The 24370-nt window shown below is 51.4% G+C and carries 20 protein-coding genes and 1 tRNA gene; 13 read left to right on the top strand and 8 right to left on the bottom strand.

Annotation, left to right across the window (positions count from 1 at the left end; genetic code table 11):
* Positions 1 to 41: 41 nt before the first annotated feature.
* Positions 42 to 536 (bottom strand): leucine-responsive transcriptional regulator Lrp, encoded by a 495-nt coding sequence (lrp, locus tag A7Z29_RS14000; RefSeq protein WP_000228473.1) that lies wholly within the window; start codon positions 534 to 536, stop codon positions 42 to 44.
* A gap of 544 nt (positions 537 to 1080) precedes the next feature.
* Between lrp and trxB the strand changes: the two genes are divergently transcribed.
* From trxB to A7Z29_RS13965, 6 genes are all read left to right on the top strand, one after another.
* Entirely contained in the window at positions 1081 to 2046 is a 966-nt protein-coding gene (gene trxB, locus A7Z29_RS13990) for a thioredoxin-disulfide reductase (RefSeq protein WP_000537427.1), read from the top strand.
* A gap of 122 nt (positions 2047 to 2168) precedes the next feature.
* Complete coding sequence (gene cydD, locus A7Z29_RS13985) at positions 2169 to 3935, top strand: heme ABC transporter permease/ATP-binding protein CydD (RefSeq protein ID WP_085460575.1); 1767 nt, start codon at positions 2169 to 2171, stop codon at positions 3933 to 3935.
* Positions 3936 to 5657 carry a heme ABC transporter ATP-binding protein/permease CydC gene (cydC, locus tag A7Z29_RS13980; RefSeq protein WP_001202149.1) on the top strand — a complete coding sequence of 574 codons (1722 nt, stop codon included), beginning with the start codon at positions 3936 to 3938 and terminating at the stop codon, positions 5655 to 5657.
* Positions 5658 to 5701: 44 nt separating this feature from the next.
* Complete coding sequence (aat, locus tag A7Z29_RS13975; protein ID WP_001241665.1) at positions 5702 to 6406, top strand: leucyl/phenylalanyl-tRNA--protein transferase; 705 nt, start codon at positions 5702 to 5704, stop codon at positions 6404 to 6406.
* A gap of 284 nt (positions 6407 to 6690) precedes the next feature.
* The gene (gene infA, locus A7Z29_RS13970) at positions 6691 to 6909 is read left to right on the top strand and encodes a translation initiation factor IF-1 (protein ID WP_001040187.1); all 219 of its coding nucleotides are present in this window, start codon (positions 6691 to 6693) and stop codon (positions 6907 to 6909) included.
* A 253-nt stretch (positions 6910 to 7162) separates the two neighbouring features.
* Positions 7163 to 7250 (top strand) — tRNA-Ser (locus A7Z29_RS13965).
* A 403-nt stretch (positions 7251 to 7653) separates the two neighbouring features.
* On the opposite strand, the gene clpA is transcribed toward A7Z29_RS13965, so the two are convergent.
* The 3 genes from clpA to A7Z29_RS23770 all read right to left on the bottom strand — a co-directional run bounded on the left by clpA (position 7654) and on the right by A7Z29_RS23770 (position 10454).
* Positions 7654 to 9930 (bottom strand): ATP-dependent Clp protease ATP-binding subunit ClpA, encoded by a 2277-nt coding sequence (gene clpA / locus A7Z29_RS13955; protein ID WP_000934072.1) that lies wholly within the window; start codon positions 9928 to 9930, stop codon positions 7654 to 7656.
* A gap of 30 nt (positions 9931 to 9960) precedes the next feature.
* Positions 9961 to 10281 carry an ATP-dependent Clp protease adapter ClpS gene (clpS, locus tag A7Z29_RS13950; protein ID WP_105290383.1) on the bottom strand — a complete coding sequence of 107 codons (321 nt, stop codon included), beginning with the start codon at positions 10279 to 10281 and terminating at the stop codon, positions 9961 to 9963.
* Between the two features lie 98 nt (positions 10282 to 10379).
* Positions 10380 to 10454, bottom strand: a complete 75-nt coding sequence (locus A7Z29_RS23770) for a hypothetical protein (protein ID WP_212741843.1) — start codon at positions 10452 to 10454, stop codon at positions 10380 to 10382.
* 149 nt (positions 10455 to 10603) lie between these two features.
* On the opposite strand from A7Z29_RS23770, the gene cspD reads away from it, so the two are divergent.
* Complete coding sequence (gene cspD / locus A7Z29_RS13945; RefSeq protein ID WP_000410785.1) at positions 10604 to 10828, top strand: cold shock-like protein CspD; 225 nt, start codon at positions 10604 to 10606, stop codon at positions 10826 to 10828.
* A 72-nt stretch (positions 10829 to 10900) separates the two neighbouring features.
* On the opposite strand, the gene macB is transcribed toward cspD, so the two are convergent.
* Together macB and macA are read right to left on the bottom strand one after the other, a co-directional pair.
* Positions 10901 to 12847: a macrolide ABC transporter ATP-binding protein/permease MacB gene (gene macB / locus A7Z29_RS13940; RefSeq protein WP_000188131.1), complete on the bottom strand. Its 1947-nt coding sequence runs from the start codon at positions 12845 to 12847 to the stop codon at positions 10901 to 10903.
* Positions 12844 to 13959, bottom strand: a complete 1116-nt coding sequence (gene macA, locus A7Z29_RS13935) for a macrolide transporter subunit MacA (RefSeq protein WP_000797455.1) — start codon at positions 13957 to 13959, stop codon at positions 12844 to 12846. The genes macB and macA overlap by 4 nt, the downstream gene beginning before the upstream one ends.
* A gap of 150 nt (positions 13960 to 14109) precedes the next feature.
* On the opposite strand from macA, the gene A7Z29_RS13930 reads away from it, so the two are divergent.
* Positions 14110 to 15066, top strand: coding sequence for a VirK/YbjX family protein (locus A7Z29_RS13930; RefSeq protein WP_157944803.1), 957 nt, complete (start codon positions 14110 to 14112; stop codon positions 15064 to 15066).
* Here the strand turns inward: A7Z29_RS13930 and A7Z29_RS13925 are convergent.
* The gene (locus tag A7Z29_RS13925; protein ID WP_105290381.1) at positions 15063 to 16721 is read right to left on the bottom strand and encodes an ATP-dependent endonuclease; all 1659 of its coding nucleotides are present in this window, start codon (positions 16719 to 16721) and stop codon (positions 15063 to 15065) included. The genes A7Z29_RS13930 and A7Z29_RS13925 overlap by 4 nt on opposite strands.
* A gap of 423 nt (positions 16722 to 17144) precedes the next feature.
* On the opposite strand from A7Z29_RS13925, the gene aqpZ reads away from it, so the two are divergent.
* The 4 genes from aqpZ (at position 17145) to hcr (ending at position 21993) form a co-directional block, all read left to right on the top strand.
* On the top strand, positions 17145 to 17840 hold the full coding sequence (aqpZ, locus tag A7Z29_RS13920) for an aquaporin Z (protein ID WP_010347562.1): 696 nt from the start codon (positions 17145 to 17147) through the stop codon (positions 17838 to 17840).
* Between the two features lie 477 nt (positions 17841 to 18317).
* Positions 18318 to 19217, top strand: coding sequence for an L-lysine exporter LysO (gene lysO, locus A7Z29_RS13910; protein ID WP_000491129.1), 900 nt, complete (start codon positions 18318 to 18320; stop codon positions 19215 to 19217).
* Between the two features lie 143 nt (positions 19218 to 19360).
* Positions 19361 to 21013 carry a hydroxylamine reductase gene (gene hcp / locus A7Z29_RS13905; RefSeq protein WP_085460568.1) on the top strand — a complete coding sequence of 551 codons (1653 nt, stop codon included), beginning with the start codon at positions 19361 to 19363 and terminating at the stop codon, positions 21011 to 21013.
* Positions 21014 to 21024: 11 nt separating this feature from the next.
* Positions 21025 to 21993 carry an NADH oxidoreductase gene (hcr, locus tag A7Z29_RS13900; protein ID WP_000178649.1) on the top strand — a complete coding sequence of 323 codons (969 nt, stop codon included), beginning with the start codon at positions 21025 to 21027 and terminating at the stop codon, positions 21991 to 21993.
* A 42-nt stretch (positions 21994 to 22035) separates the two neighbouring features.
* On the opposite strand, the gene A7Z29_RS13895 is transcribed toward hcr, so the two are convergent.
* Complete coding sequence (locus A7Z29_RS13895; protein WP_085460567.1) at positions 22036 to 22470, bottom strand: DoxX family protein; 435 nt, start codon at positions 22468 to 22470, stop codon at positions 22036 to 22038.
* Positions 22471 to 22621: 151 nt separating this feature from the next.
* On the opposite strand from A7Z29_RS13895, the gene poxB reads away from it, so the two are divergent.
* Positions 22622 to 24340, top strand: coding sequence for a ubiquinone-dependent pyruvate dehydrogenase (gene poxB, locus A7Z29_RS13890; RefSeq protein ID WP_105290380.1), 1719 nt, complete (start codon positions 22622 to 22624; stop codon positions 24338 to 24340).
* Positions 24341 to 24370: the final 30 nt, after the last annotated feature.

Below are 24370 nucleotides of genomic sequence, written 5' to 3'. Positions count from 1 at the left end.
GGAGTGTAATCAAAATACGCCGATTTTGCACCTGTTCCGTGTTAGCGCGTCTTAATAACCAGACGATTACTCTGCTTGACTTCTTCCATAACAACGTATGTCCGTGTGTCATTGACGCCAGGCAGACGCAGCAGAGTTTCCCCCAGCAGCTTACGGTAAGCTGACATATCCGGCACGCGTGTTTTCAACAGGTAGTCGAAATCACCAGATACTAAATGACACTCCTGAATTTCTTCAAGTTTTTGTACAGCGGTATTGAATTGTTCAAACACATCCGGAGCACCACGATTCAGAGTAATCTCAACGAATACCAGAAGTGATGCATCCAGATAATGCGGGTTCAGCAGTGCCGTATAGCCCTGGATAAACCCTTGTCTTTCCAGCCGACGCACACGCTCAAGGCACGGCGTTGGGGAAAGTCCCACACGTTTAGAAAGCTCGACGTTAGAAATACGCCCATCCTTTTGCAACTCATTAAGAATGTTACGATCGATACGGTCGAGATCTTTGCCAGGGCGCTTCTTGCTATCTACCATTATTATTGTCTCTCTGTATTCCTTCCCTACTCCTGTCTGACCCTGAAAACATCACTGTTCAGAGTCGCTACCCGTCACGATAGACCGAAATCATTAAGATTCACGGCGCGCAATGCCTGGGTCTACGGTGAGAAGACCGTTGCCTGGAGGCTGCTATCGACATCACGAATGGCGTCTGTCCACGCCATGCGTAGATTTCACTAGCACGGTAAACATGGTATTTACATGCATGATTATGCGCATATAAGAATACTGTTTTTTTCTTCCTCGAATGTTTTCGCAAAACACCAGGTGATTGTCAAAGCAAAACATCGTTTTTTAGTACAACATGCCAGTTATTCATTAACAGTCGCGTTTAATCATCATTTAATCGGCTTATAAACCGGAAAAATTAAGTAGCAGGCGTGATAATGACAGAAGAATTTGACATGCTTATCGCTTCTGACGATTGCACAAATCGTTAACAAAATCGTCATACTCTTTTTTTACGTCTGTAAATTCCCTACAATCCTGCCCATTGTCTGCCAACAACTATGGGGATCTCATGGGCACGACCAAACACAGTAAACTGCTTATCCTGGGTTCAGGCCCGGCGGGCTATACCGCTGCTGTCTACGCGGCGCGCGCCAACCTGCAACCCGTGCTGATTACCGGCATGGAAAAAGGCGGCCAACTGACCACCACCACGGAAGTGGAAAACTGGCCAGGCGATCCAAACGATCTGACCGGTCCGTTATTAATGGAACGCATGCATGAACATGCCACCAAATTTGAAACTGAAATCATCTTTGATCACATCAACAAAGTGGATTTGCAGAATCGTCCGTTCCGTCTGTCTGGCGACAGCAGCGAGTACACCTGCGATGCGCTGATTATTGCTACCGGAGCTTCTGCTCGCTATCTCGGCCTGCCCTCTGAAGAAGCCTTTAAAGGACGTGGGGTTTCTGCCTGTGCGACCTGCGATGGATTCTTCTACCGTAATCAGAAGGTTGCGGTTATCGGAGGCGGTAATACCGCTGTTGAAGAGGCATTGTATCTCTCTAACATTGCTTCTGAAGTACACCTGATTCACCGCCGCGATACTTTCCGCGCAGAAAAAATTCTGATTAAGCGTCTGATGGATAAAGTGGAGAACGGCAACATCATTCTGCACACCAACCGTACGCTGGAAGAAGTGACCGGCGATCAGATGGGTGTCACTGGCGTTCGTCTTCGTGATACGCAAAACAGCGATAACATCGAGTCACTCGACGTTGCCGGTCTGTTTGTTGCCATCGGTCACAGCCCGAATACTGCCATTTTCGAAGGGCAACTGGAACTGGAAAACGGCTACATCAAAGTACAATCGGGTATTCATGGTAATGCCACCCAGACCAGCATTCCGGGCGTCTTTGCCGCAGGTGATGTGATGGATCATATTTATCGCCAGGCCATTACTTCCGCCGGTACAGGCTGCATGGCGGCACTGGATGCTGAACGCTACCTCGACGGTTTAGCTAACGCAAAATAATTTTACAAATCAGTAACAAAAGTAAAGAAGGCGACACCATGCGACTATGGGTCGCCTTTATTATTCCTCCGTTGTAACATTGCCCTGCAAAAAATTCTGATAACTCACCTGCTAAGCGTGCAATGAATAAATCCCGTCAAAAAGAGTTAACCCGCTGGTTAAAACAGCAAAGCGTCATCTCCCAACGGTGGCTGAATATTTCTCGTCTGTTGGGCTTTGTAAGTGGCATATTGATAATTGCCCAGGCCTGGTTCATGGCGCGTATTCTGCAGCACATGATTATGGAGAACATCCCCCGCGAAGCCCTGCTTCTGCCCTTTACTTTACTGGTGCTGACCTTTGTGTTGCGCGCATGGGTGGTCTGGTTGCGCGAACGGGTGGGTTATCACGCCGGGCAGCATATCCGTTTTGCCATCCGCCGCCAGGTTCTCGACCGTTTGCAGCAAGCAGGACCGGCGTGGATTCAGGGCAAACCAGCGGGGAGTTGGGCGACGCTGGTACTCGAGCAAATTGACGATATGCATGATTACTATGCTCGCTACCTGCCACAAATGGCGCTGGCAGTGTCGGTGCCGCTGCTGATTGTGGTAGCAATATTCCCTTCTAACTGGGCTGCGGCGCTTATTCTGCTGGGCACTGCGCCGTTAATCCCGTTGTTTATGGCGTTAGTTGGAATGGGCGCCGCCGATGCTAACCGACGTAACTTTCTCGCACTTGCCCGCTTAAGTGGGCATTTCCTCGATCGCCTGCGCGGCATGGAAACGCTGCGTATTTTTGGTCGTGGTGAAGCTGAAATTGAAAGCATTCGTTCTGCTTCGGAAGATTTCCGTCAACGGACAATGGAAGTGCTGCGGCTGGCATTTTTATCCTCCGGCATACTGGAGTTCTTTACCTCGCTGTCGATTGCCCTTGTGGCGGTGTACTTTGGTTTTTCCTATCTCGGCGAGCTGGATTTTGGTCACTATGATACTGGCGTGACGCTGGCTGCGGGTTTTCTGGCGCTGATACTTGCGCCTGAGTTTTTCCAGCCATTGCGCGATCTCGGTACGTTTTATCATGCTAAAGCCCAGGCTGTTGGCGCGGCGGACAGTTTGAAAACGTTTATGGAAACCCCGCTCGCCCATCCGCAGCGCGGTGAGACGGAATTAACATCGACCGATCCGGTGACCATTGAGGCCGAGGATCTGTTTATCACATCGCCAGAAGGTAAAACGCTGGCCGGACCGCTGAACTTTACTTTGCCAGCAGGTCAACGTGCGGTGTTGGTTGGTCGTAGCGGTTCAGGTAAAAGTTCACTGCTTAATGCGCTTTCCGGTTTTCTCTCATATCAGGGATCACTACGGGTCAACGGGATAGAATTACGTGATTTATCACCGGAATCGTGGCGTAAACATCTCTCCTGGGTTGGGCAAAATCCACAATTACCAGCAGCAACACTACGGGACAATGTGCTACTGGCGCGACCTGATGCCAGCGAACAAGAGTTACAAACAGCACTGGATAACGCCTGGGTCAGTGAGTTTCTACCGCTCCTGCCACAAGGAGTTGATACGCCTGTTGGCGACCAGGCTGCCCGCCTTTCCGTGGGGCAGGCGCAACGCGTGGCGGTGGCTCGCGCATTACTGCATCCCTGTTCGCTATTACTGTTGGATGAACCCGCTGCCAGCCTGGATGCACACAGTGAACAGCGAGTGATGGAGGCGCTGAATGCCGCCTCTTTGCGCCAGACTACGTTAATGGTCACCCACCAGTTAGAAGATCTTGCTGACTGGGACGCCATATGGGTGATGCAGGATGGTCAGATTATTGAGCAAGGGCGTTACGCGGAATTAAGCGTGGCTAACGGTCCTTTCGCTACATTGCTGGCTCATCGTCAGGAGGAGATTTAAATGCGCGCTTTGCTACCCTATCTGGCTCTGTATAAACGTCATAAATGGATGTTAAGCCTTGGTATTGTGCTGGCGATTATTACTCTGCTCGCCAGTATCGGTCTGTTGACGCTTTCCGGCTGGTTCCTCTCCGCCTCAGCGGTTGCGGGCGTTGCAGGACTGTACAGCTTCAACTATATGCTCCCCGCCGCAGGGGTGCGTGGCGCGGCAATCACCCGTACCGCAGGGCGTTATTTTGAACGTCTGGTGAGTCATGACGCGACTTTCCGCGTATTGCAGCATCTGCGCATTTACACCTTCAGTAAACTTTTGCCGCTCTCCCCTGCCGGGCTGGCGCGCTATCGTCAGGGCGAATTGCTCAACCGCGTCGTGGCGGATGTTGATACGCTCGATCATCTTTATTTGCGCGTTATCTCACCGCTGGTGGGCGCTTTTGTGGTGATTATGGTGGTGACAGTCGGGTTAAGTTTCCTTGATTTCACCCTCGCCTTTACGCTGGGCGGCATTATGTTACTGACGCTTTTCCTGATGCCACCGCTGTTTTATCGTGCGGGAAAAAGCACCGGGCAAAATCTGACTCATCTTCGCGGGCAGTATCGCCAACAACTGACGGCCTGGCTGCAAGGGCAAGCTGAGCTGACCATTTTTGGTGCCAGCGATCGTTATCGCACGCAACTAGAGAATACTGAAATTCAATGGCTGGAAGCGCAACGCCGTCAATCTGAACTGACCGCATTGTCGCAAGCGATAATGCTGCTCATTGGCGCGTTAGCGGTGATCCTGATGCTGTGGATGGCGTCCGGCGGCGTTGGCGGCAATGCTCAACCCGGCGCGTTAATTGCACTGTTTGTCTTCTGTGCGTTAGCTGCGTTTGAGGCTCTGGCGCCGGTGACAGGTGCATTTCAGCATCTGGGGCAAGTCATTGCCTCTGCAGTACGGATCACTGACTTAACGGATCAAAAACCGGAAGTCACCTTCCCTGATACCCAAACCCATGTTGCCGATCAGGTTTCCCTGATGTTACGTGATGTTCAGTTCACTTATCCGGAACAATCACAACAAGCTCTTAACAGGATTTCCCTTCAGGCAAACACCGGAGAACATATTGCGATTCTCGGTCGAACGGGATGCGGTAAATCAACACTGTTACAACTGCTGACCCGCGCATGGGACCCGCAACAGGGCGAGATTTTGCTTAACGGTAGCCCTATAGCCAGCCTGAATGAAGCGACTCTGCGCCAGACCATCAGCGTTGTGCCACAGCGTGTACATCTGTTTAGCGCAACGCTGCGAGATAATCTGTTACTTGCAGCACCAGGCAGCAGTGATGAGGCTCTGGCGGAGATCTTGCGCCGCGTCGGTCTGGAGAAGCTGCTTGAAGACGAAGGACTCAACAGTTGGCTGGGTGAAGGTGGACGCCAACTCTCCGGTGGCGAACTGCGCCGTCTGGCTATCGCCCGTGCGCTATTACACGATGCGCCGCTGGTATTGCTGGACGAACCAACTGAAGGCTTAGATGCCACAACTGAAAGCCAGATCCTTGAATTACTTGTAGAAATGATGCGTGAGAAAACGGTGTTAATGGTCACCCATCGACTTCGCGGTCTCTCTCGTTTCCAGCAAATAATTGTGATGGACAACGGACAAATTATTGAGCAAGGTACTCACGCAGAACTGCTTGCCAGACAGGGGCGTTATTACCAGTTTAAGCAGGGTTTGTGAGCTATTATTGAACGATCCGACTTGCGTAGTGGAGTTTTGCGGTCATGCGCCTGGTTCAGCTTTCTCGCCATTCAATAGCCTTCCCTTCCCCGGAAGGCGCATTACGTGAGCCTAACGGCTTGCTGGCGCTGGGGGGCGATCTAAGCCCTGCGCGTCTGTTAATGGCTTATCAACGCGGTATTTTTCCGTGGTTTTCTCCTGGCGACCCCATTCTGTGGTGGTCGCCCGATCCGCGCGCGGTATTATGGCCAGAATCACTGCATATTAGTCGTAGTATGAAACGCTTTCATAAACGCTCGCCCTATCGTGTCACAATGAATTACGCCTTTGGTCAGGTTATTGAAGGTTGTGCCAGCGATCGCGAAGAAGGAACCTGGATCACGCGCGACGTGGTTGAAGCCTACTACCGCCTGCACGAGTTGGGTCATGCCCACTCGATTGAAGTCTGGCGTGAAGACGAGCTTGTCGGCGGCATATATGGCGTGGCGCAGGGAACGTTATTTTGTGGTGAGTCGATGTTCAGCCGCATGGAAAATGCGTCCAAAACGGCGCTCCTGGTATTCTGCGAAGAATTTATCCATCACGGTGGCAAATTAATCGACTGTCAGGTGCTTAATGATCACACAGCTTCGCTTGGCGCCTGCGAAATTCCCCGCAGGGATTACCTCAATTATCTTAATCAAATGCGCCCGGAACGATTGCCGAATAACTTCTGGGTGCCACGGCAATTGTTTTCGCCTCAGAAATGAATGTTTTCGGCACATTTCTCTCCAGAGTGTTATAATTGCGGTCGCAGAGTTGGTTACGCTCATTACTCCGCTGCCGATAAGGAATTTTTCGCGTCAGGTAACGCCCATCGTTTATCTCACCGCTCCCTTATACGTTGCGCTTTTGGTGCGGCTTAGCCGTGTGTTTTCGGAGTTATGTGCCAAACCTGTTTGTTGCGATTTAGCGCGCAAATCTTTACTTATTTACAGAACTTCGGCATTATCTTGCCGGTTCAAATTACGGTAGTGATACCCCAGAGGATTAGATGGCCAAAGAAGACAATATTGAAATGCAAGGCACCGTTCTTGAAACGTTGCCTAACACCATGTTCCGCGTAGAGTTAGAAAACGGTCACGTGGTTACTGCACACATCTCCGGTAAAATGCGCAAAAACTACATCCGCATCCTGACGGGCGACAAAGTGACTGTTGAACTGACCCCGTACGACCTGAGCAAAGGCCGCATTGTCTTCCGTAGTCGCTGATTGTTTTGCCGCCTGATGGGCGAAGAGAAAGAACGAATAAAAGGTCGGTTTAACCGGCCTTTTTATTTTGTGATATGTATGAAGTACTTTGGAAGTATAAGTCCATAACTTGTCTCGATGTAGATATACTGCACAAGTTGTTTACAGTATGAGCAAACAATAATTATCATTAAAATTCTTCTTGACCGTTTTACTCCAACTCCCTATAGTAGCGCCCCGTTGCCACCCATGAGGTTTGGCAGCAAAACAATTTGGTGAGGTGTCCGAGTGGCTGAAGGAGCACGCCTGGAAAGTGTGTATACGGCAACGTATCGGGGGTTCGAATCCCCCCCTCACCGCCATATTTAAAGAAGAGCTCGTACGAAAGTGCGAGCTTTTTTTCGCATTTTATCTGCCTGTACGGCAGTGAACATGGTGGGCGGGTGGAGTATGTTACCTGTGAATTTCTAAGCTGCCTGTACGGCAGTGAACCGAATGGCTTTTGATTCCTCGCTAAAGCGCACTTTCTAAGCTGCCTGTACAGCAGTGAACTCAAATACTACACGTTTAGCCCGTTGTTAATAAAGCAAAACCATCTCATTTTCCTGCTACCACCCTTTTTTATCCTTACCTTCCCGCAGGACTAATTATCAACAACTTACCATCATCATTAAAAAAAGGGTCTGAACCTCCTCCACCCCATAAACAAAAAGTCCGTAACCTCTTTCGAGATTACGGACTTCACCAACCTACCTAACAATCAGATTAATGCGCTGCTTCCGCCTTGTGCTTTTGCGCACTCTGGAACCCGTAGGTCAGCTCATTTTTCTCTTTATCCAGTGCAACGGTGACCTGACCGCCGTCCACCAGCGAGCCAAACAGCAGTTCGTTAGCGAGCGGTTTTTTCAGGTTGTCCTGAATGACGCGAGCCATCGGACGTGCACCCATTGCCCGGTCGTAACCTTTCTCGGCCAGCCAGTTACGTGCTTCCTGACTCACTTCCAGAGAAACACCTTTTTGATCCAGCTGAACCTGCAACTCGACGATGAATTTATCCACCACCTGATGGATTACGTCGGTTGACAGATGATCGAACCAGATAATGTTGTCGAGACGGTTACGGAACTCTGGCGTAAAGATCTTCTTGATCTCTTCCATCGCATCGGTGCTGTTATCCTGGTGGATAAGGCCAATAGATTTGCGCTCGGTTTCACGTACCCCGGCGTTGGTGGTCATCACCAGCACCACGTTACGGAAATCTGCCTTGCGTCCGTTGTTATCGGTCAGCGTGCCGTTGTCCATCACCTGCAACAGAATGTTGAATACGTCCGGATGCGCTTTCTCGATTTCGTCCAGCAGCAGCACCGCGTGCGGATGTTTGATCACCGCATCGGTCAGCAGACCACCCTGATCAAAACCAACGTATCCCGGAGGTGCACCAATCAGGCGGCTGACGGTATGACGCTCCATATACTCGGACATATCAAAGCGTAAAAGCTCAATGCCCAGGGCTTTGGAAAGCTGTACCGTCACCTCGGTTTTCCCGACCCCAGTTGGACCAGCAAACAGGAACGAACCGACCGGTTTATGTTCGTGGCCTAAACCCGCACGCGCCATCTTGATAGCCTCAGTCAGCGCCTCAATGGCTTTATCCTGACCGAAGACCAGCATTTTCAGGCGATCACCGAGGTTTCTCAGCGTATCGCGGTCACTCTGAGAAACGCTCTTCTCTGGAATACGCGCAATACGGGCTACCACGGACTCAATATCCGCCACATTGACCGTTTTCTTGCGCTTGCTTACCGGCATCAGGCGTGCGCGAGCGCCCGCTTCGTCGATAACGTCAATCGCTTTATCCGGCAGATGACGATCGTTTATGTATTTCACCGCCAGCTCTACCGCCGCACGCACCGCTTTCGCGGTATAACGCACGTCGTGGTGCGCTTCGTACTTCGGTTTCAGGCCGTTGATGATTTGAACAGTTTCTTCGATCGACGGTTCAGTAATATCAATTTTCTGGAAGCGACGCGCCAAAGCACGGTCTTTCTCGAAAATGTTGCTGAACTCCTGATAGGTTGTCGAACCAATTACGCGAATTTTACCGCTGGAGAGCAACGGTTTGATCAGGTTAGCTGCATCCACCTGACCGCCAGAGGCTGCACCTGCGCCGATGATGGTGTGGATCTCATCAATAAACAGGATGCTGTTTGTATCCTGCTCAAGTTGTTTAAGCAATGCTTTGAAACGTTTTTCAAAGTCGCCGCGATATTTGGTGCCCGCTAACAGAGAACCGATATCGAGGGAGTAAATCGTACAGTCAGCCATCACTTCCGGTACATCGCCCTGAACAATACGCCAGGCAAGACCTTCCGCAATGGCGGTTTTACCGACGCCAGACTCCCCGACCAGCAGCGGGTTGTTTTTACGGCGGCGACAGAGAACCTGAATGGCGCGCTCCAGTTCCTTCTCACGACCAATCAGCGGGTCGATTCCTCCCACGCGTGCAAGCTGGTTCAGGTTAGTCGTGAAATTCTCCATACGGTCCTCCCCACCAGCTTGTTCTTCACTGCTCGGCTGGTTTCCTGGTTCAGAAGACTGAGATGGCTCGTCTTTACGCGTGCCATGAGAAATAAAGTTCACCACATCGAGACGGCTGACTTCATGTTTGCGCAACAGATACGCCGCCTGTGACTCCTGTTCGCTAAAGATAGCAACCAGAACATTCGCACCGGTAACCTCACTGCGACCGGAGGACTGTACATGGAAGACCGCACGTTGCAGTACACGCTGAAAACTCAGCGTCGGCTGTGTGTCGCGCTCCTCTTCACTGGCAGGCAGAACGGGTGTGGTTTGTTCAATAAAGGCTTCCAGTTCCTGACGGAGCGCCACCAGATCCACGGAACATGCTTCCAGCGCCTCCCGAGCAGACGGATTACTGAGCAATGCCAGTAACAAGTGCTCGACGGTCATAAACTCATGACGGTGCTCGCGCGCTCTGGCGAAAGCCATGTTTAAACTGAGTTCCAGTTCTTGATTGAGCATAGGCACCTCCCCCAATTTTTATGCCTGCATTCAGGCTTTTTCCAGCGTACACAGCAATGGATGCTCGTTCTCCCTCGCGTACTTGTTCACCATCGCCACTTTGGTTTCTGCAACCTCGGCGGTAAAGACTCCGCAAATGGCCTTCCCCTGGTAGTGAACAGCGAGCATCAATTGCGTTGCACGTTCTACATCATAAGAAAAGAATTTTTGTAACACGTCAATAACAAACTCCATCGGAGTGTAATCATCATTGACTAATATCACTTTATACATAGATGGCGGTTTTAGCGCGTCACGCATTTTTTCTTCCGCCAGTTGATCAAAGTCCAGCCAGTCGTTCGTTTTACCCATTGTCAGTTATCATCTTCGGTTACGGTTATCGGCAGAACGCTCTGCCGCTGACAAGAGCTTATTTGCCTGACCAATCTACTCCACATAATAGATAAGTATCATCTATCGTTGGCATCAGCGACATCAGTCACATTACTGTCAATAGCGTTAACTGCTTCAAATTTTTGATGCATACCTACCCCCTGGCTCCTGTCAAACGCTTGACGACTCGCCCTATTTCTCTAAATTGTATTTCTAGAGTTGGCGAGGTTTTGAACTGCCCCCTCTCTGACCCCGGTTTATTCCATCTTACTTGTATAAGATTTGCGAAGGATGTCGAAGCATGGAAAAGGGTACTGTTAAGTGGTTCAACAATGCCAAAGGGTTTGGTTTCATCTGCCCTGAAGGCGGCGGCGAAGATATTTTCGCTCATTATTCCACCATCCAGATGGATGGTTACAGAACGCTAAAAGCTGGGCAATCCGTTCAGTTTGATGTCCACCAGGGGCCAAAAGGCAATCATGCCAGTGTTATTGTGCCCGTCGAAGTAGAAGCGGCAGTCGCATAGCTCTTCTGTCTCATTGTGTACATCCTACAGGCAAAATGCCAGCCCGATCGGCTGGCATTTTTATCTCAAATACTACTCTCGCGCCAGAGCATCCACTGGATCCAGCCGTGCCGCATTTCTCGCAGGCAGCCAGCCGAATAAAATCCCGGTTATGGTCGAGCAAAGAAACGCCAGCAGCAGCGCCAACGGAGAAAAGCCAATTTCCCAGCCGGGTAAAAAAAGCTGCAAGGTGAAAGCGATTAACAGCGAAAGAGAGATCCCTAACGCGCCACCCACCAGACAAACCAGCACGGCTTCGATCAGAAACTGTTGCAGTACATCGCTGGCTCGCGCCCCCACAGCCATGCGAATGCCAATTTCCCGCGTTCGCTCGGTCACTGACACCAGCATAATGTTCATTACACCAATGCCTCCGACCACCAGCGAAATCACCGCCACCAGCGTCAGAAACAGTTGTAAAGTACGTGTGGTCTTTTCGACGGTTTTCAAGACGCCGTCCATGTTCCAGGTGAAGAAATCCTTTTTGCCGTGACGCAGCGACAACAAACGCGTCAGTTGCTGTTCCGCCTCGGCGCTGTCAAAGCCTTCTTTCACTCTTACGGTAATTGAGTTAAGCCACGACTGTCCCATAACTCGCCCGGACATCGTGCTGTAAGGCAACCACACGCGCAGCACTTTACTGCTACCAAACATCGACTGTTTTTCTTCCGCTACGCCGATGACCCTCGCTGGCATATTACCAACCAGAATCACCTCGCCAACCACATCCGCTTTATGCGGGAAAAGCTGACGGCGGGTATTACTGTCGAGAACGACGACCTGCGCGCGACCGTTGAGTTGCTCCTGATTAAAGGTGTTGCCTTCGCTGAAGGTCATGCCATAGACATTGAAATAATCGCCGCTCACGCCGTTGGCACTGGCAGCTACATCAACATTGTTATAACGCAGGCGCAGGTTTTGCGAGACAGCGGGGGTGGCAGAGGCGACCCACGGCTGTTTTTGAATAGCGATTAAGTCGTCGTATTTCAGCGCCTGTTGATATTGCGGATCGTCATCGCCAAAATCTTTCCCGGGATAGACATCAATAGTATTCGTACCAATAGAACGAATATCCGCCAGCACCATTTGTTTGGCGGCGTCGCCCACCACGACAATAGAAACCACCGACGCAATACCGATAATAATCCCCAGCATGGTCAGTAAAGTACGCATTTTATTCGCTGCCAGCGCCCGCCACGCCATCGTCAGCGCCTCGTTAAAACCGCTGACAAACTGCCGCCAGCCAGACGCCGTTTTGACTACAGGCTCCGTCCCGCCAGCAACATTCTCCTTTTCAATAGCGGGCGGATTGCGCACGATTTCGCCGTCGCGAATTTCGATCACCCGCTCGGCCTGAGCAGCGACCTGCGGATCGTGGGTGACAATAATCACCGTGTGCCCGCGATCGCGTAACTGATGCAGGATCGCCATGACCTCTTCGCCAGAATGGCTGTCCAGTGCGCCGGTCGGTTCATCGGCAAGGATCACCTGCCCGCCGTTCATCAATGCCCGCGCGATACTGACGCGCTGTTGCTGACCGCCGGAAAGCTGCGCAGGGTAATATTCTGTGCGGTCTTCCAGCCCCAGTCGTTGCAGTAACTCCTGGGCGCGCAGCAGTCGCTGTTTCCTCTCAAGACCGGCATAGACGGCGGGTACTTCAACGTTCTGCTCGGCGGTTAAATGCGAAAGCAAATGGTAACGCTGGAAAATAAAGCCAAAATGCTCGCGGCGCAGTTGCGCCAGCGCATCGGCGTCCAGTGTGGCAACATCCTGGCCGGCAACGCGATAGGTGCCGCTGGTGGCTTTATCCAGGCAGCCGAGAATATTCATCAGGGTCGATTTACCAGAACCCGAAGCGCCGACAATCGCCACCATCTCACCGGCATAAATATCAAGGCTGATGCCCTTCAGCACCTCGACCTGCTCATCCCCAGCGGGATAGCTGCGGCGAATATCCTTCAATTCGAGCAAAGGCGTCATTGCGCAGCTCCTGGCTTGGCCTCACCAATCACCACTTCATCGCCCGCTTCCAGCCCTTTGACAATCTCAACATCGGTATCGTTACGTGCGCCAATCGTCACTTCACGCTCGCGTGTTTCACCATTACGCAACAATTTAACCTTATAACGATTATCACCAACCGGATCGCCTAACGCTGACAGAGGGATCGTCAGCACGTTTTTCACATCGGTGAGCTGAATATGAACCTGTGCGGTCATATCCAGTCGCAGCAAACCATTGGGGTTTGGGACTTCAAAACGGGCATAGTAGAAAATGGCGTCGTTAACCTTTTCCGGCGTCGGTAGCACGTCTTTAATCTGCCCTTCGTAGCGCGTCAGCGGATCGCCAAGCACCGTAAACCAGGCTTTTTGCCCCGGCTTCAGGTGAATGACGTCCGCTTCAGAAACCTGCGCTTTTACCAGCATGGTACTCATATCCGCCAGCGTCAGAATGTTCGGTGCTTGTTGTGCGGCAATCACCGTCTGACCTTGCAGAGTGGTGATTTGCGTGACTTCCCCAGCCATCGGGGCAACGATGCGGGTGTAATCAAGATTGGTTTTAGCGGTGTCGAGAGAGGCCTGATTGCGCTTGATTTGCGCGTCAATAGTGCCGATTTGCGCCTGTTTCACAGCCATCTCCGTCGCGGCGGTGTCGAGATCCTGTTGTGAAACCGCCTGCGTTTGCGCCAGACGTTGTTGACGTGAATACGTCACCCGCGCCAGTTTCAACTCCGCTTCCGCCTGTTGCCGCTGCGCGCGCAGCTCCATCAGTGTTGCTTCCACTTCCTTGATCTGGTTTTCAGCCTGCTCAGGATCAATAACCCCTAAAAGCTGATCTTTTTTAACTTTATCGCCAATCGCCACCGACAGCGTTTTCAACTGACCGCTAACCTGCGCGCCCACGTCAACCTTACGCAGCGCGTCCAGCTTTCCGGTCGCCAGTACGCTTTGCTGCAAATCACCGGGGCGAACAATCAGTGTCTGATAAGTCGGCACGGGCGCGTTGAGAATTCTCCATAACGCAATCAGCCCGGCGATGACTATCACCAGCGCAATAACGTAACGTTTCTTCACGGTTCTCCGATTTTTCATAAATATTCTGAATACTCCATATGCCAATCCGGGTCATCAACTTCAACGAAATATCAACAAAACCCTAAAATTTACGTTAGTAATCACACTATTGATGTTTGGTTAAGATACGCAATGGTGAAATCGGCGTCATGTACAACCATTGATTTCATGAATATGTCGCAGCTAACTGAACGGTCCTTAACGCCATCTGAATCTCTCAGCAGCCTGTCTCTTTTTCTTAGTCTGGCACGCGGACAGTGTCGACCAGGTAAATTCTGGCACCGACGTAGCTTTCGTCAGAAATTTTTGCTGCGCTCGTTGATTATGCCGCGCTTAAGCGTTGAATGGATGAACGAACTATCCCACTGGCCTAATCTCAATACGCTGTTAACACGCCAGCCGCGACTGCCTGTTCGTCTGCATCGCCCTTACCTTGCCGCCAATCTTAGCCGTAAGCAATTACTCGAGGCGCTACGTTACCATTATGCATTGCTGCGTGCGTGTATGTCGGCAGAAGAATTCAGCTTATATTTGAATACCCCCGGCCTGCAACTGGCGAAGCTGGAAGGTAAAAATGGTGAGCCGTTCACGCTTGAGCTGACCATGATGATCTCAATGGATAAAGAAGGTGACAGCACAATCCTGTTCCGCAACAGTGAAGGTATTCCTCTGGCAGAGATCACTTTTACCCTGTGTGAATATCAAGGGAAAAGAACGATGTTTATTGGTGGACTGCAAGGTGCGAAATGGGAAATTCCGCATCAGGAAATTCAGAATGCGACGAAAGCCTGCCACGGGCTATTTCCAAAACGCCTCGTGATGGAAGCGGCCTGCCTGTTTGCCCAACGTTTACAGGTAGAGCAAATCATTGCCGTCAGTAATGAAACGCATATTTACCGCAGCCTGCGTTATCGCGATAAAGAAGGCAAGATCCACGCTGATTACAACGCTTTCTGGGAATCGGTTGGCGGCGTATGTGATGCTGAACGCCATTACCGCCTTCCGGCACTGATAGCACGAAAAGAAGTTGCCGAAATCGCCAGTAAAAAACGAGCTGAATACCGTCGGCGCTATGAGATGCTCGACGCCATTCAGCCACAGATGGCAACGATGTTTCGCGGTTAATCTGCCCGACCGCGCGCCAGCCACAGCACGCGTGAGAACATTTTTTTCAGCAGCGTCGGTACGGATTCCACACCACGACGACCGGCCTCCATTGCCACTTCAATGGCAAGATCGGGTTTGGAAGAGCGATGGATCGCCTTCGAGATAATTTTGCGCAGATTCATCGGCACATTTTCCGGGATCTGCGCCACGCGGTGGAACACATCGGAAAATCCCTGGCGATACATAAAATGTTCCATATCCAGCGCCGGTAACGCCGTTAAATGTTCTCGTTCAGCTTCCCGATCGTTATTCAACAGGCTGCGTACCGTAGCGGCATATTTCTTCCCTGCTTCATCGCCATCGACCAGTACATGCCATTCAATCCCCATTCGCCGGGCAAATTTAACCAGTGGCTTTAGCCCGGACTGGGCAAATTCAATGACCTTGATCCCTTCGGCATCGAAATGGTGTCCACACTGGCGCGCCAGTTCATTGATAACCCAGGTTTCTGTTTCCCCTTCCACCAGCAACCAGCAGCGAGCAAACAGCGATGACGGACGATTAAAACGAATATGAAAGGATATGCGTCGGCTATCTTCAGTACTCAAGCCACTCGGCCCCAGACGCCAGGCGGCAACGCGAGAAGATTCACGCACCAGACGGCAAACATGCTCTACCGGTGTTAACGAAAGCAGCTCGCCAGAGTTGGTTGTAGCAATACGTTGCAATGGCAGAAGATTCAGCAGATGCCAGGCAACGGAAAGCATAATGGGGTGTAAACGGGTTTCTGGATCTTCTATCAGCAATAATGGACGGGCGTCTTTATCCAGCCGTAATGTACCTTTTGCCTGCAATAAAGTGGCAAACAGGCCGAGCAAAATAACCCTATACGAGCGACCTCCAGGCCGGTCAATCATCCGGTTGATGATATCCAGATATCGCCAGCTTCGTTGCTCATTGCTGGCTCGCCGCCGCATTAAACGATATCTCGCCTGTCCGGCTCCCTGCTCAGAGAAATAATGCTCAAGCAGTTGCACCATTGCCGAAAGTCCCTGACGAATCTGCCCATCAGAGAGATTTTGTGGATGCGAGGATAACTCACGGGCGAGGAAATCGAGCTGGCGTGCGGTGACTTCCACATTGGGGACATTTGGCACCGTGCCACTACGAATACGGCGCATAAAACGGGCATCACGCAAGCGCAGCACCGGCATTAAACGCACCAGATGGCGTGCCTGATCGTTAATATCCTCGACATCAATCGGATGTCCGTCTTTATCGAGAAAACTGCGGAGTGTCATCACACTGCCGTCTTCCGCACTCTCCCCTTCCAGGCGATAAAAAATACGGTGATAGCCATCGGCGCACGGCGTCCAGCACGCTTCCAGCGGACGATAGCAGCGCACCCGATGTCGGCCTGGCAGCGATTCGCGGAAGGTCAAAATGATATGCAGATGATGTTCCCGCCCATTGATATCTCCCGTCGGAAACCAGAAATCGTCGCGCTCAAAATGGTAGAGATCTGACTCTGGCGATAACAGCAGGGTTAAAGCGTCCAGCAAGCTGGATTTACCCCACGCGTTCTCCCCAATCAGGACATTGTTTTGTTCCAGCATCAACGATAAACGGTTGATACCGCGAAAACCCACAATTTCAACGCGCTCAAGAATCATATCCCCTCCAGAAATATGTTATTTATCTTCTACTCCGGCAGTATAACGAGAAAGACGGTGACAATACGTGATGACAGCACAATTAAGCATGGCAAATGACTGAAAAATGAGCGAATAATTGTGTTATATACCCTCTTAACGATCCCCCTGAAAAAACAACGAAATCAAATAATTAGCTTATGAATTATTTTTGTTACCACCAAAGGCTTAATTCAGTTGTTTGCACTACAATGTCAATCAGGCAAATGACTATATGAGGGAACTGACTATTGCCCTAAATCAAAATTACTGGATTTATTTATCTGGCGAATGACTCGCCTTCGTTTTTAAAATACCCACGCATTATTTCTGTCGTCACTTTTTTACGACGACCCTATAAAACGACCATATTTTTCACAGGGTCAATTTTTAATTGAGGTGGATATGTTCAGAAAATTAGCAGCTGAATGTTTTGGTACTTTCTGGCTTGTATTTGGTGGCTGCGGTAGCGCAGTGCTGGCAGCAGCGTTCCCGGAATTAGGCATTGGTTTTGCTGGTGTCGCGCTGGCTTTTGGTCTGACCGTACTGACCATGGCCTTCGCTGTCGGTCATATTTCTGGTGGTCATTTTAACCCGGCAGTCACTATTGGTTTATGGGCTGGCGGTCGTTTCCCGGCAAAAGAAGTCGTTGGCTATGTGATTGCCCAGGTTGTCGGCGGTATTGTGGCGGCGGCATTGCTGTATTTAATTGCCAGCGGCAAAGCTGGATTTGACGCGGCAGCCAGCGGTTTTGCTTCTAACGGTTATGGCGAGCATTCACCGGGCGGTTATTCCATGCTTTCTGCACTGGTGGTTGAACTGGTACTGAGTGCGGGTTTCCTGCTGGTGATCCACGGTGCAACCGACAAATACGCTCCGGCGGGTTTTGCACCCATTGCCATTGGTCTGGCATTAACACTGATTCACTTAATCAGTATTCCGGTGACTAACACTTCCGTTAACCCGGCGCGCAGTACTGCGGTTGCTATCTTCCAGGGCGGTTGGGCATTAGAACAACTGTGGTTCTTCTGGGTGGTGCCAATTGTCGGCGGTATTATCGGTGGTCTGATTTACCGTACTCTGCTGGAAAAACGTGATTAATTAGCATTGGCATTTTATCTGCCCTGATTGTTTTATCTTCGACGTTACAAACCGCACGGGTGTTGGTGGCGTCAAAATCGCTGAAGCGTTCCCCGAAGGCCGGGGCAGCCCACATGGATGTGGGCTGAGGGCGCGTCTTACAGGGACGTTACCTCGCGCTCGACCCGGTAGCCGAAGGGGATAAGCTGAAGGCACCGCGCAGCGGCGATTTTGTTCGCCAGAGCCCGGGGGTGCAGGGGGCGGCGGCGACTGGCCGCCCCCTGCGCGCTCCTTGCACCAGTGGCTTTATATGGCATTGCACATGAAAGGAGTGCAACAATGTTAAGCTCTCAAATAGAATGACGAGATCTTTAAGCTCAACGCAGTCCCCTTCTTGTGCATAACATTTCCTTTTAATTGCAACTTTACTCGTCCTTCCGCTTTCAGTAGTGTGTCATCGCGCATTTCGACTTCTTTCTTTGCAAGGACTGGGTTTTCATGTTTTCTGGGCTGTTAATCATTCTGGTTCCCCTGATTGTGGGTTACCTCATTCCGCTTCGCCAAAAAGCTGCATTAAAAGTTATTAATCAGCTATTAAGCTGGATGGTTTACCTTATTCTCTTTTTTATGGGTATCAGTCTGGCGTTTCTCGATAACCTCGCCAGTAACCTGTTGGCGATTCTGCATTATTCTGCCGTCAGTATTACCGTTATTTTACTGTGTAATATTGCCGCCCTTATGTGGCTGGAGCGCGGTTTGCCGTGGCGTAATCACCATCAGCAAGAAAAACTCCCGTCACGTATTGCGATGGCGCTGGAGTCGCTAAAACTGTGCGGCGTAGTCGTAATTGGTTTTGCCATTGGCCTTAGCGGATTAGGTTTCTTACAACACGCCACTGAAGCCAGCGAATACACCTTAATTCTGTTACTTTTCCTCGTCGGTATTCAGCTACGCAATAATGGCATGACCTTAAAGCAGATTGTCCTTAATCGCCGGGGAATGATTGTCGCTGTAGTGGTGGTTGCCAGTTCTTTAATTGGTGGCTTAATTAACGCCTTTATTCTTGATCTCCCCATCAATACCGCGCTGGCAATGGCCTCCGGTTTCGGCTGGTATTCTCTTTCCGGTATTTTGTTGACCGAATCTTTTGGGCCGGTAATCGGAAGCGCGGCGTTTTTTAATGATCTGGCTCGTGAGCTAATCGCCATTATGCTCATCCCCGGTCTTATCCGTCGCAGTCGCTCAACGGCACTGGGTTTGTGCGGTGCCACATCAATGGATTTCACCCTACCCGTGCTTCAGCGGACAGGCGGGCTGGAGATGGTTCCAGCGGCGATTGTTCACGGTTTTATTCTTAGCCTGTTAGTGCCAATTCTGATCGCCCTTTTCTCTGCGTAATACCTCTCTGGCGGTAGATCCCTGCCGCCAAAATTGCGCTAAATCAATCTCCCTTAAAGTTGCATGAAAAACCCCTTTTATCCCGTCTTGAAGAGTCTTAACCTTAAACATGTATATTAAATATAACTTTAAAAGGTGTGATCATGTTTTGTGTGCAATGTGAACAAACTATCCGTACTCCGGCAGGAAACGGCTGCTCATACGCGCAGGGGATGTGTGGTAAAACGGCGGAAACCTCTGACCTTCAGGATTTACTCATCGCGGCGCTGCAAGGGCTTTCGGCCTGGGCGGTTAAAGCGCGTGAATACGGCATCATCAACCACGATGTAGACAGCTTTGCGCCACGCGCATTTTTCTCAACCCTGACCAACGTTAACTTCGATTCTCCGCGTATTGTCGGCTACGCTCGTGAAGCGATTGCCCTGCGCGAGGCGTTGAAAGCGCAATGCCTGGCTGTAGATGCCAACGCCCACGTCGATAATCCGATGGCGGACTTACAACTGGCGAGCGACGATCTCGGCGAACTGCAACGTCAGGCAGCAGAATTTACTCCGAACAAAGATAAAGCGGCGATTGGCGAAAACATTCTCGGCCTGCGTCTGCTCTGCCTGTATGGCCTGAAAGGTGCGGCAGCCTATATGGAACACGCGCATGTTCTCGGTCAATACGACAACGATATTTACGCCCAGTACCATAAAATCATGGCATGGCTGGGGACGTGGCCTTCCGATATGAACGCACTTCTCGAATGTTCAATGGAAATCGGTCAGATGAACTTCAAAGTGATGAGCATTCTGGATGCAGGCGAAACCGGTAAATATGGTCACCCGACGCCAACTCAGGTCAACGTGAAAGCGACGGCGGGTAAATGCATCCTGATTTCCGGTCACGATCTCAAAGATCTCTACAACCTGCTGGAACAGACCGAAGGCACGGGCGTTAACGTCTACACCCACGGCGAAATGCTGCCAGCGCATGGCTATCCGGAACTGCGTAAATTCAAACATCTGGTCGGTAACTACGGCAGCGGCTGGCAGAATCAACAAGTTGAGTTCGCTCGCTTCCCTGGTCCCATCGTGATGACCTCTAACTGCATCATCGACCCAACCGTGGGCGCTTATGACGATCGTATCTGGACCCGCAGTATTGTTGGCTGGCCGGGCGTGCGTCATCTGGATGGCGAAGATTTCTCTGCGGTTATCGCCCAGGCGCAACAAATGGCGGGCTTCCCGTACAGCGAAATTCCGCACCTGATCAATGTGGGCTTTGGTCGCCAGACGCTGCTTGGCGCGGCGGATACGCTGATTGATCTGGTCAGCCGCGAAAAACTGCGTCATATCTTCCTGCTTGGCGGCTGTGACGGCGCACGCGGCGAACGTCACTACTTCACCGATTTCGCCACCAGCGTGCCGGATGACTGCCTGATCCTGACCCTCGCCTGTGGTAAATATCGCTTTAACAAACTTGAGTTTGGCGATATCGAAGGTCTGCCGCGTCTGGTGGATGCCGGTCAGTGTAACGATGCATACTCGGCGATTATTCTGGCGGTAACGCTGGCAGAAAAACTGGGATGCGGTGTCAACGATCTGCCGTTGTCGCTGGTGCTCTCCTGGTTTGAACAGAAAGCGATTGTCATTCTGCTGACACTGCTTTCTCTGGGCGTGAAAAATATCGTCACCGGCCCGACTGCACCTGGCTTCCTGACCCCAGACCTGCTGGCGGTGCTGAATGAGAAATTCGGCCTGCGTTCTATCACCACTGTTGAAGAAGACATGAAGCAACTGTTGAGCGCGTAAGGAGTTTGTCGATGACGATGCCAACGAATCAATGCCCGTGGCGGATGCAGGTTCATCACATTAAGCAAGAAACGCCGGATGTGTGGACGATTTCCCTGATTTGCCACGATTACTATCCGTATCGCGCCGGGCAATATGCGCTGGTCAGCGTGCGAAACTCAGCCGAAACGCTGCGTGCTTATACCATCTCCTCCACACCTGGTGTGAGTGAATACATCACCCTGACCGTGCGGCGGATTGATGACGGTGTCGGTTCCCAGTGGCTGACCCGCGAAGTGAAACGCGGTGACTATCTCTGGCTTTCGGACGCGATGGGGGAATTTACCTGCGACGATAAATCTGAAGATAAATTCCTGTTACTGGCGGCCGGCTGCGGCGTCACGCCGATTATGTCGATGCGTCGCTGGCTGGCGAAAAATCGTCCGCAGGCAGATGTACAGGTGATCTACAACGTGCGTACGCCGCAGGACGTCATTTTCGCCGATGAGTGGCGTAATTATCCGGTGACGCTGGTGGCAGAAAATAACGTCAGTGAGGGCTTTATCGCTGGGCGTCTCACTCGCGAACTGTTGGCAAGCGTTCCTGACCTGGCTTCGCGTACTGTGATGACCTGTGGCCCGGCGCCGTATATGGATTGGGTGGAACAGGAAGTGAAGACGCTTGGCGTGACACGTTTCTTTAAAGAGAAATTCTTTACGCCAGTGGCGGAAGCGGCGACCAGCGGTCTGAAATTCACCAAACTGCAACCGGCGCAAGAATTTTACGCACCGGTTGGCACCACGCTGCTGGAGGCGCTGGAAAGCAACAAAGTTCCGGTTGTCGCCGCCTGCCGTGCGGGTGTTTGCGGCTGCTGTAAGACAAAAGTGGTTTCCGGTGAATATACGGTGAGCAGCACCATGACGCTGACCGACGCCGAAATCGCTGAAGGTTACGTACTGGCGTGTTCATGTCATCCGCAGGGGGATATGGTGCTCGCCTAAAGTTTAATGCCCGGCAAACTTAGCCGGGCATTTTTTAAGGAATTATCGCCAGGCAGAATTACCCGCCACGGCATAACGTCCGGCACCAAGAAAAGCGACGGCGAGAGCTGCAATAAAGAAATAAACCAGGCTTTCAATCGCCCAGGCTCCGGTTTTATCCAGCATCCCTGTTTTTCCCATTCCCACCATCAACCACGCCACGACCATTGTCAGGGCGATAACCAATGCGGCAGGTCGCGTCAAAATACCGAATATAATCAATATCGGCGCAACCACTTCCCCAATCAGTACGCCGTAGGCAGTAAAGCCAGGAAAACCTTTTGCAACCAGCATTCCACTAATACCGTCAATTCCGGCAAATAACTTATGTATCCCGTGGAAAAGCATCAATCCTCCCACCGCCAGGCGTAACAATAATTTGCCAAAATCCTCATGCGTCAGCATCCGGTTCACTGCATTTAACATTGGTGTAACCATCTGAATTAACTCCTTTTATCGTAAAAATGCCATTCGCATCAGCCTTGGCGATTCCCGGATTAAAAGCAACAGAAATATCAGTATTCAGCCAGCGCAACAGGCAGCATCTACTAAACTTGTTACCGTTATCACATTCAGGAGACGGAGAACCATGAAACAAACGGTTGCAGCTTATATCGCCAAAACACTCGAATCGGCAGGCGTGAAACGCATCTGGGGAGTCACGGGTGACTCTCTGAACGGTCTTAGCGACAGTCTTAATCGCATGGGCACTATCGAGTGGATGCCTACTCGCCATGAAGAAGTCGCGGCCTTTGCCGCTGGCGCTGAAGCCCAGCTTTCGGGAGAACTGGCGGTCTGTGCCGGATCGTGCGGCCCCGGCAACCTGCACTTAATCAACGGCCTGTTCGATTGTCATCGTAATCACGTTCCGGTACTGGCGATTGCCGCCCACATCCCTTCCAGCGAAATTGGCAGCGGCTATTTCCAGGAGACCCACCCGCAAGAGTTATTCCGCGAATGTAGTCACTATTGCGAGCTGGTTTCCAGCCCGGAGCAGATCCCACAAGTGCTGGCGATTGCCATGCGCAAAGCGGTGCTTAACCGTGGCGTTTCCGTTGTCGTTTTACCGGGCGACGTGGCGTTAAAACCTGCGCCAGAAGGGGCGACCTCGCACTGGTATCATGCGCCACAGCCGGTAGTCACACCGGAAGAAGAAGAGTTACGCAAACTGGCGCAACTGCTGCGTTACTCCAGCAATATCGCCCTGATGTGCGGCAGCGGCTGTGCGGGGGCGCATAAAGAGTTAGTCGAGTTTGCCGGAAAAATTAAAGCGCCAATCGTCCATGCCCTGCGCGGTAAAGAACATGTCGAATACGACAATCCGTATGATGTCGGAATGACGGGATTAATCGGCTTCTCATCAGGTTTTCATACCATGATGAACGCCGACACGTTAGTGCTGCTCGGCACCCAGTTCCCCTACCGCGCGTTCTACCCGACCGATGCCAAAATTATTCAGATTGATATCAACCCAGCGAGCATTGGCGCACACAGCAAGGTGGATATGGCACTGGTCGGCGATATCAAATCGACTCTGCGTGCATTGCTGCCGCTGGTGGAAGAAAAAACCAATCGCAAGTTCCTCGATAAGGCGCTGGAAGATTACCGCGATGCCCGAAAAGGGCTGGACGATTTAGCTAAACCGAGCGAGAAAGCCATTCACCCGCAATATCTGGCCCAGCAAATCAGTCATTTTGCCGCCGATGACGCCATCTTTACCTGTGACGTAGGTACGCCAACAGTATGGGCAGCGCGTTATCTGAAAATGAACGGCAAGCGTCGCCTGTTAGGTTCGTTTAACCACGGTTCAATGGCTAATGCCATGCCACAGGCGCTGGGTGCTCAGGCGACGGAGCCGGAACGTCAGGTGGTCGCCATGTGCGGCGATGGCGGTTTTAGCATGTTGATGGGCGATTTCCTGTCAGTAGTGCAGATGAAACTGCCGGTGAAAATTATCGTCTTTAACAACAGCGTGCTGGGCTTTGTGGCGATGGAGATGAAAGCCGGAGGCTACCTGACAGACGGCACCGAACTGCACGACACCAACTTTGCCCGCATTGCCGAAGCGTGCGGCATTACGGGTATTCGCGTAGAAAAAGCGTCTGAAGTCGATGAAGCACTGCAACGCGCCTTCTCCATCGACGGCCCGGTGCTGGTGGATGTGGTGGTTGCCAAAGAAGAGTTAGCCATTCCGCCGCAAATCAAACTCGAGCAGGCCAAAGGATTTAGCCTGTATATGCTGCGGGCGATCATCAGCGGACGCGGTGATGAAGTGATCGAACTGGCGAAAACAAACTGGCTAAGGTAAAAAGGGTGGCATTTCCCGTCATAAATAAGG

Source organism: Escherichia sp. MOD1-EC6842 (assembly GCF_002965705.1).
In the GTDB taxonomy this organism is placed as follows: Bacteria; Pseudomonadota; Gammaproteobacteria; order Enterobacterales; family Enterobacteriaceae; genus Escherichia; species Escherichia ruysiae.
Note: the sequence above shows the minus strand (reverse complement) of the source record. Positions and strands in the feature narration are given on the sequence as shown.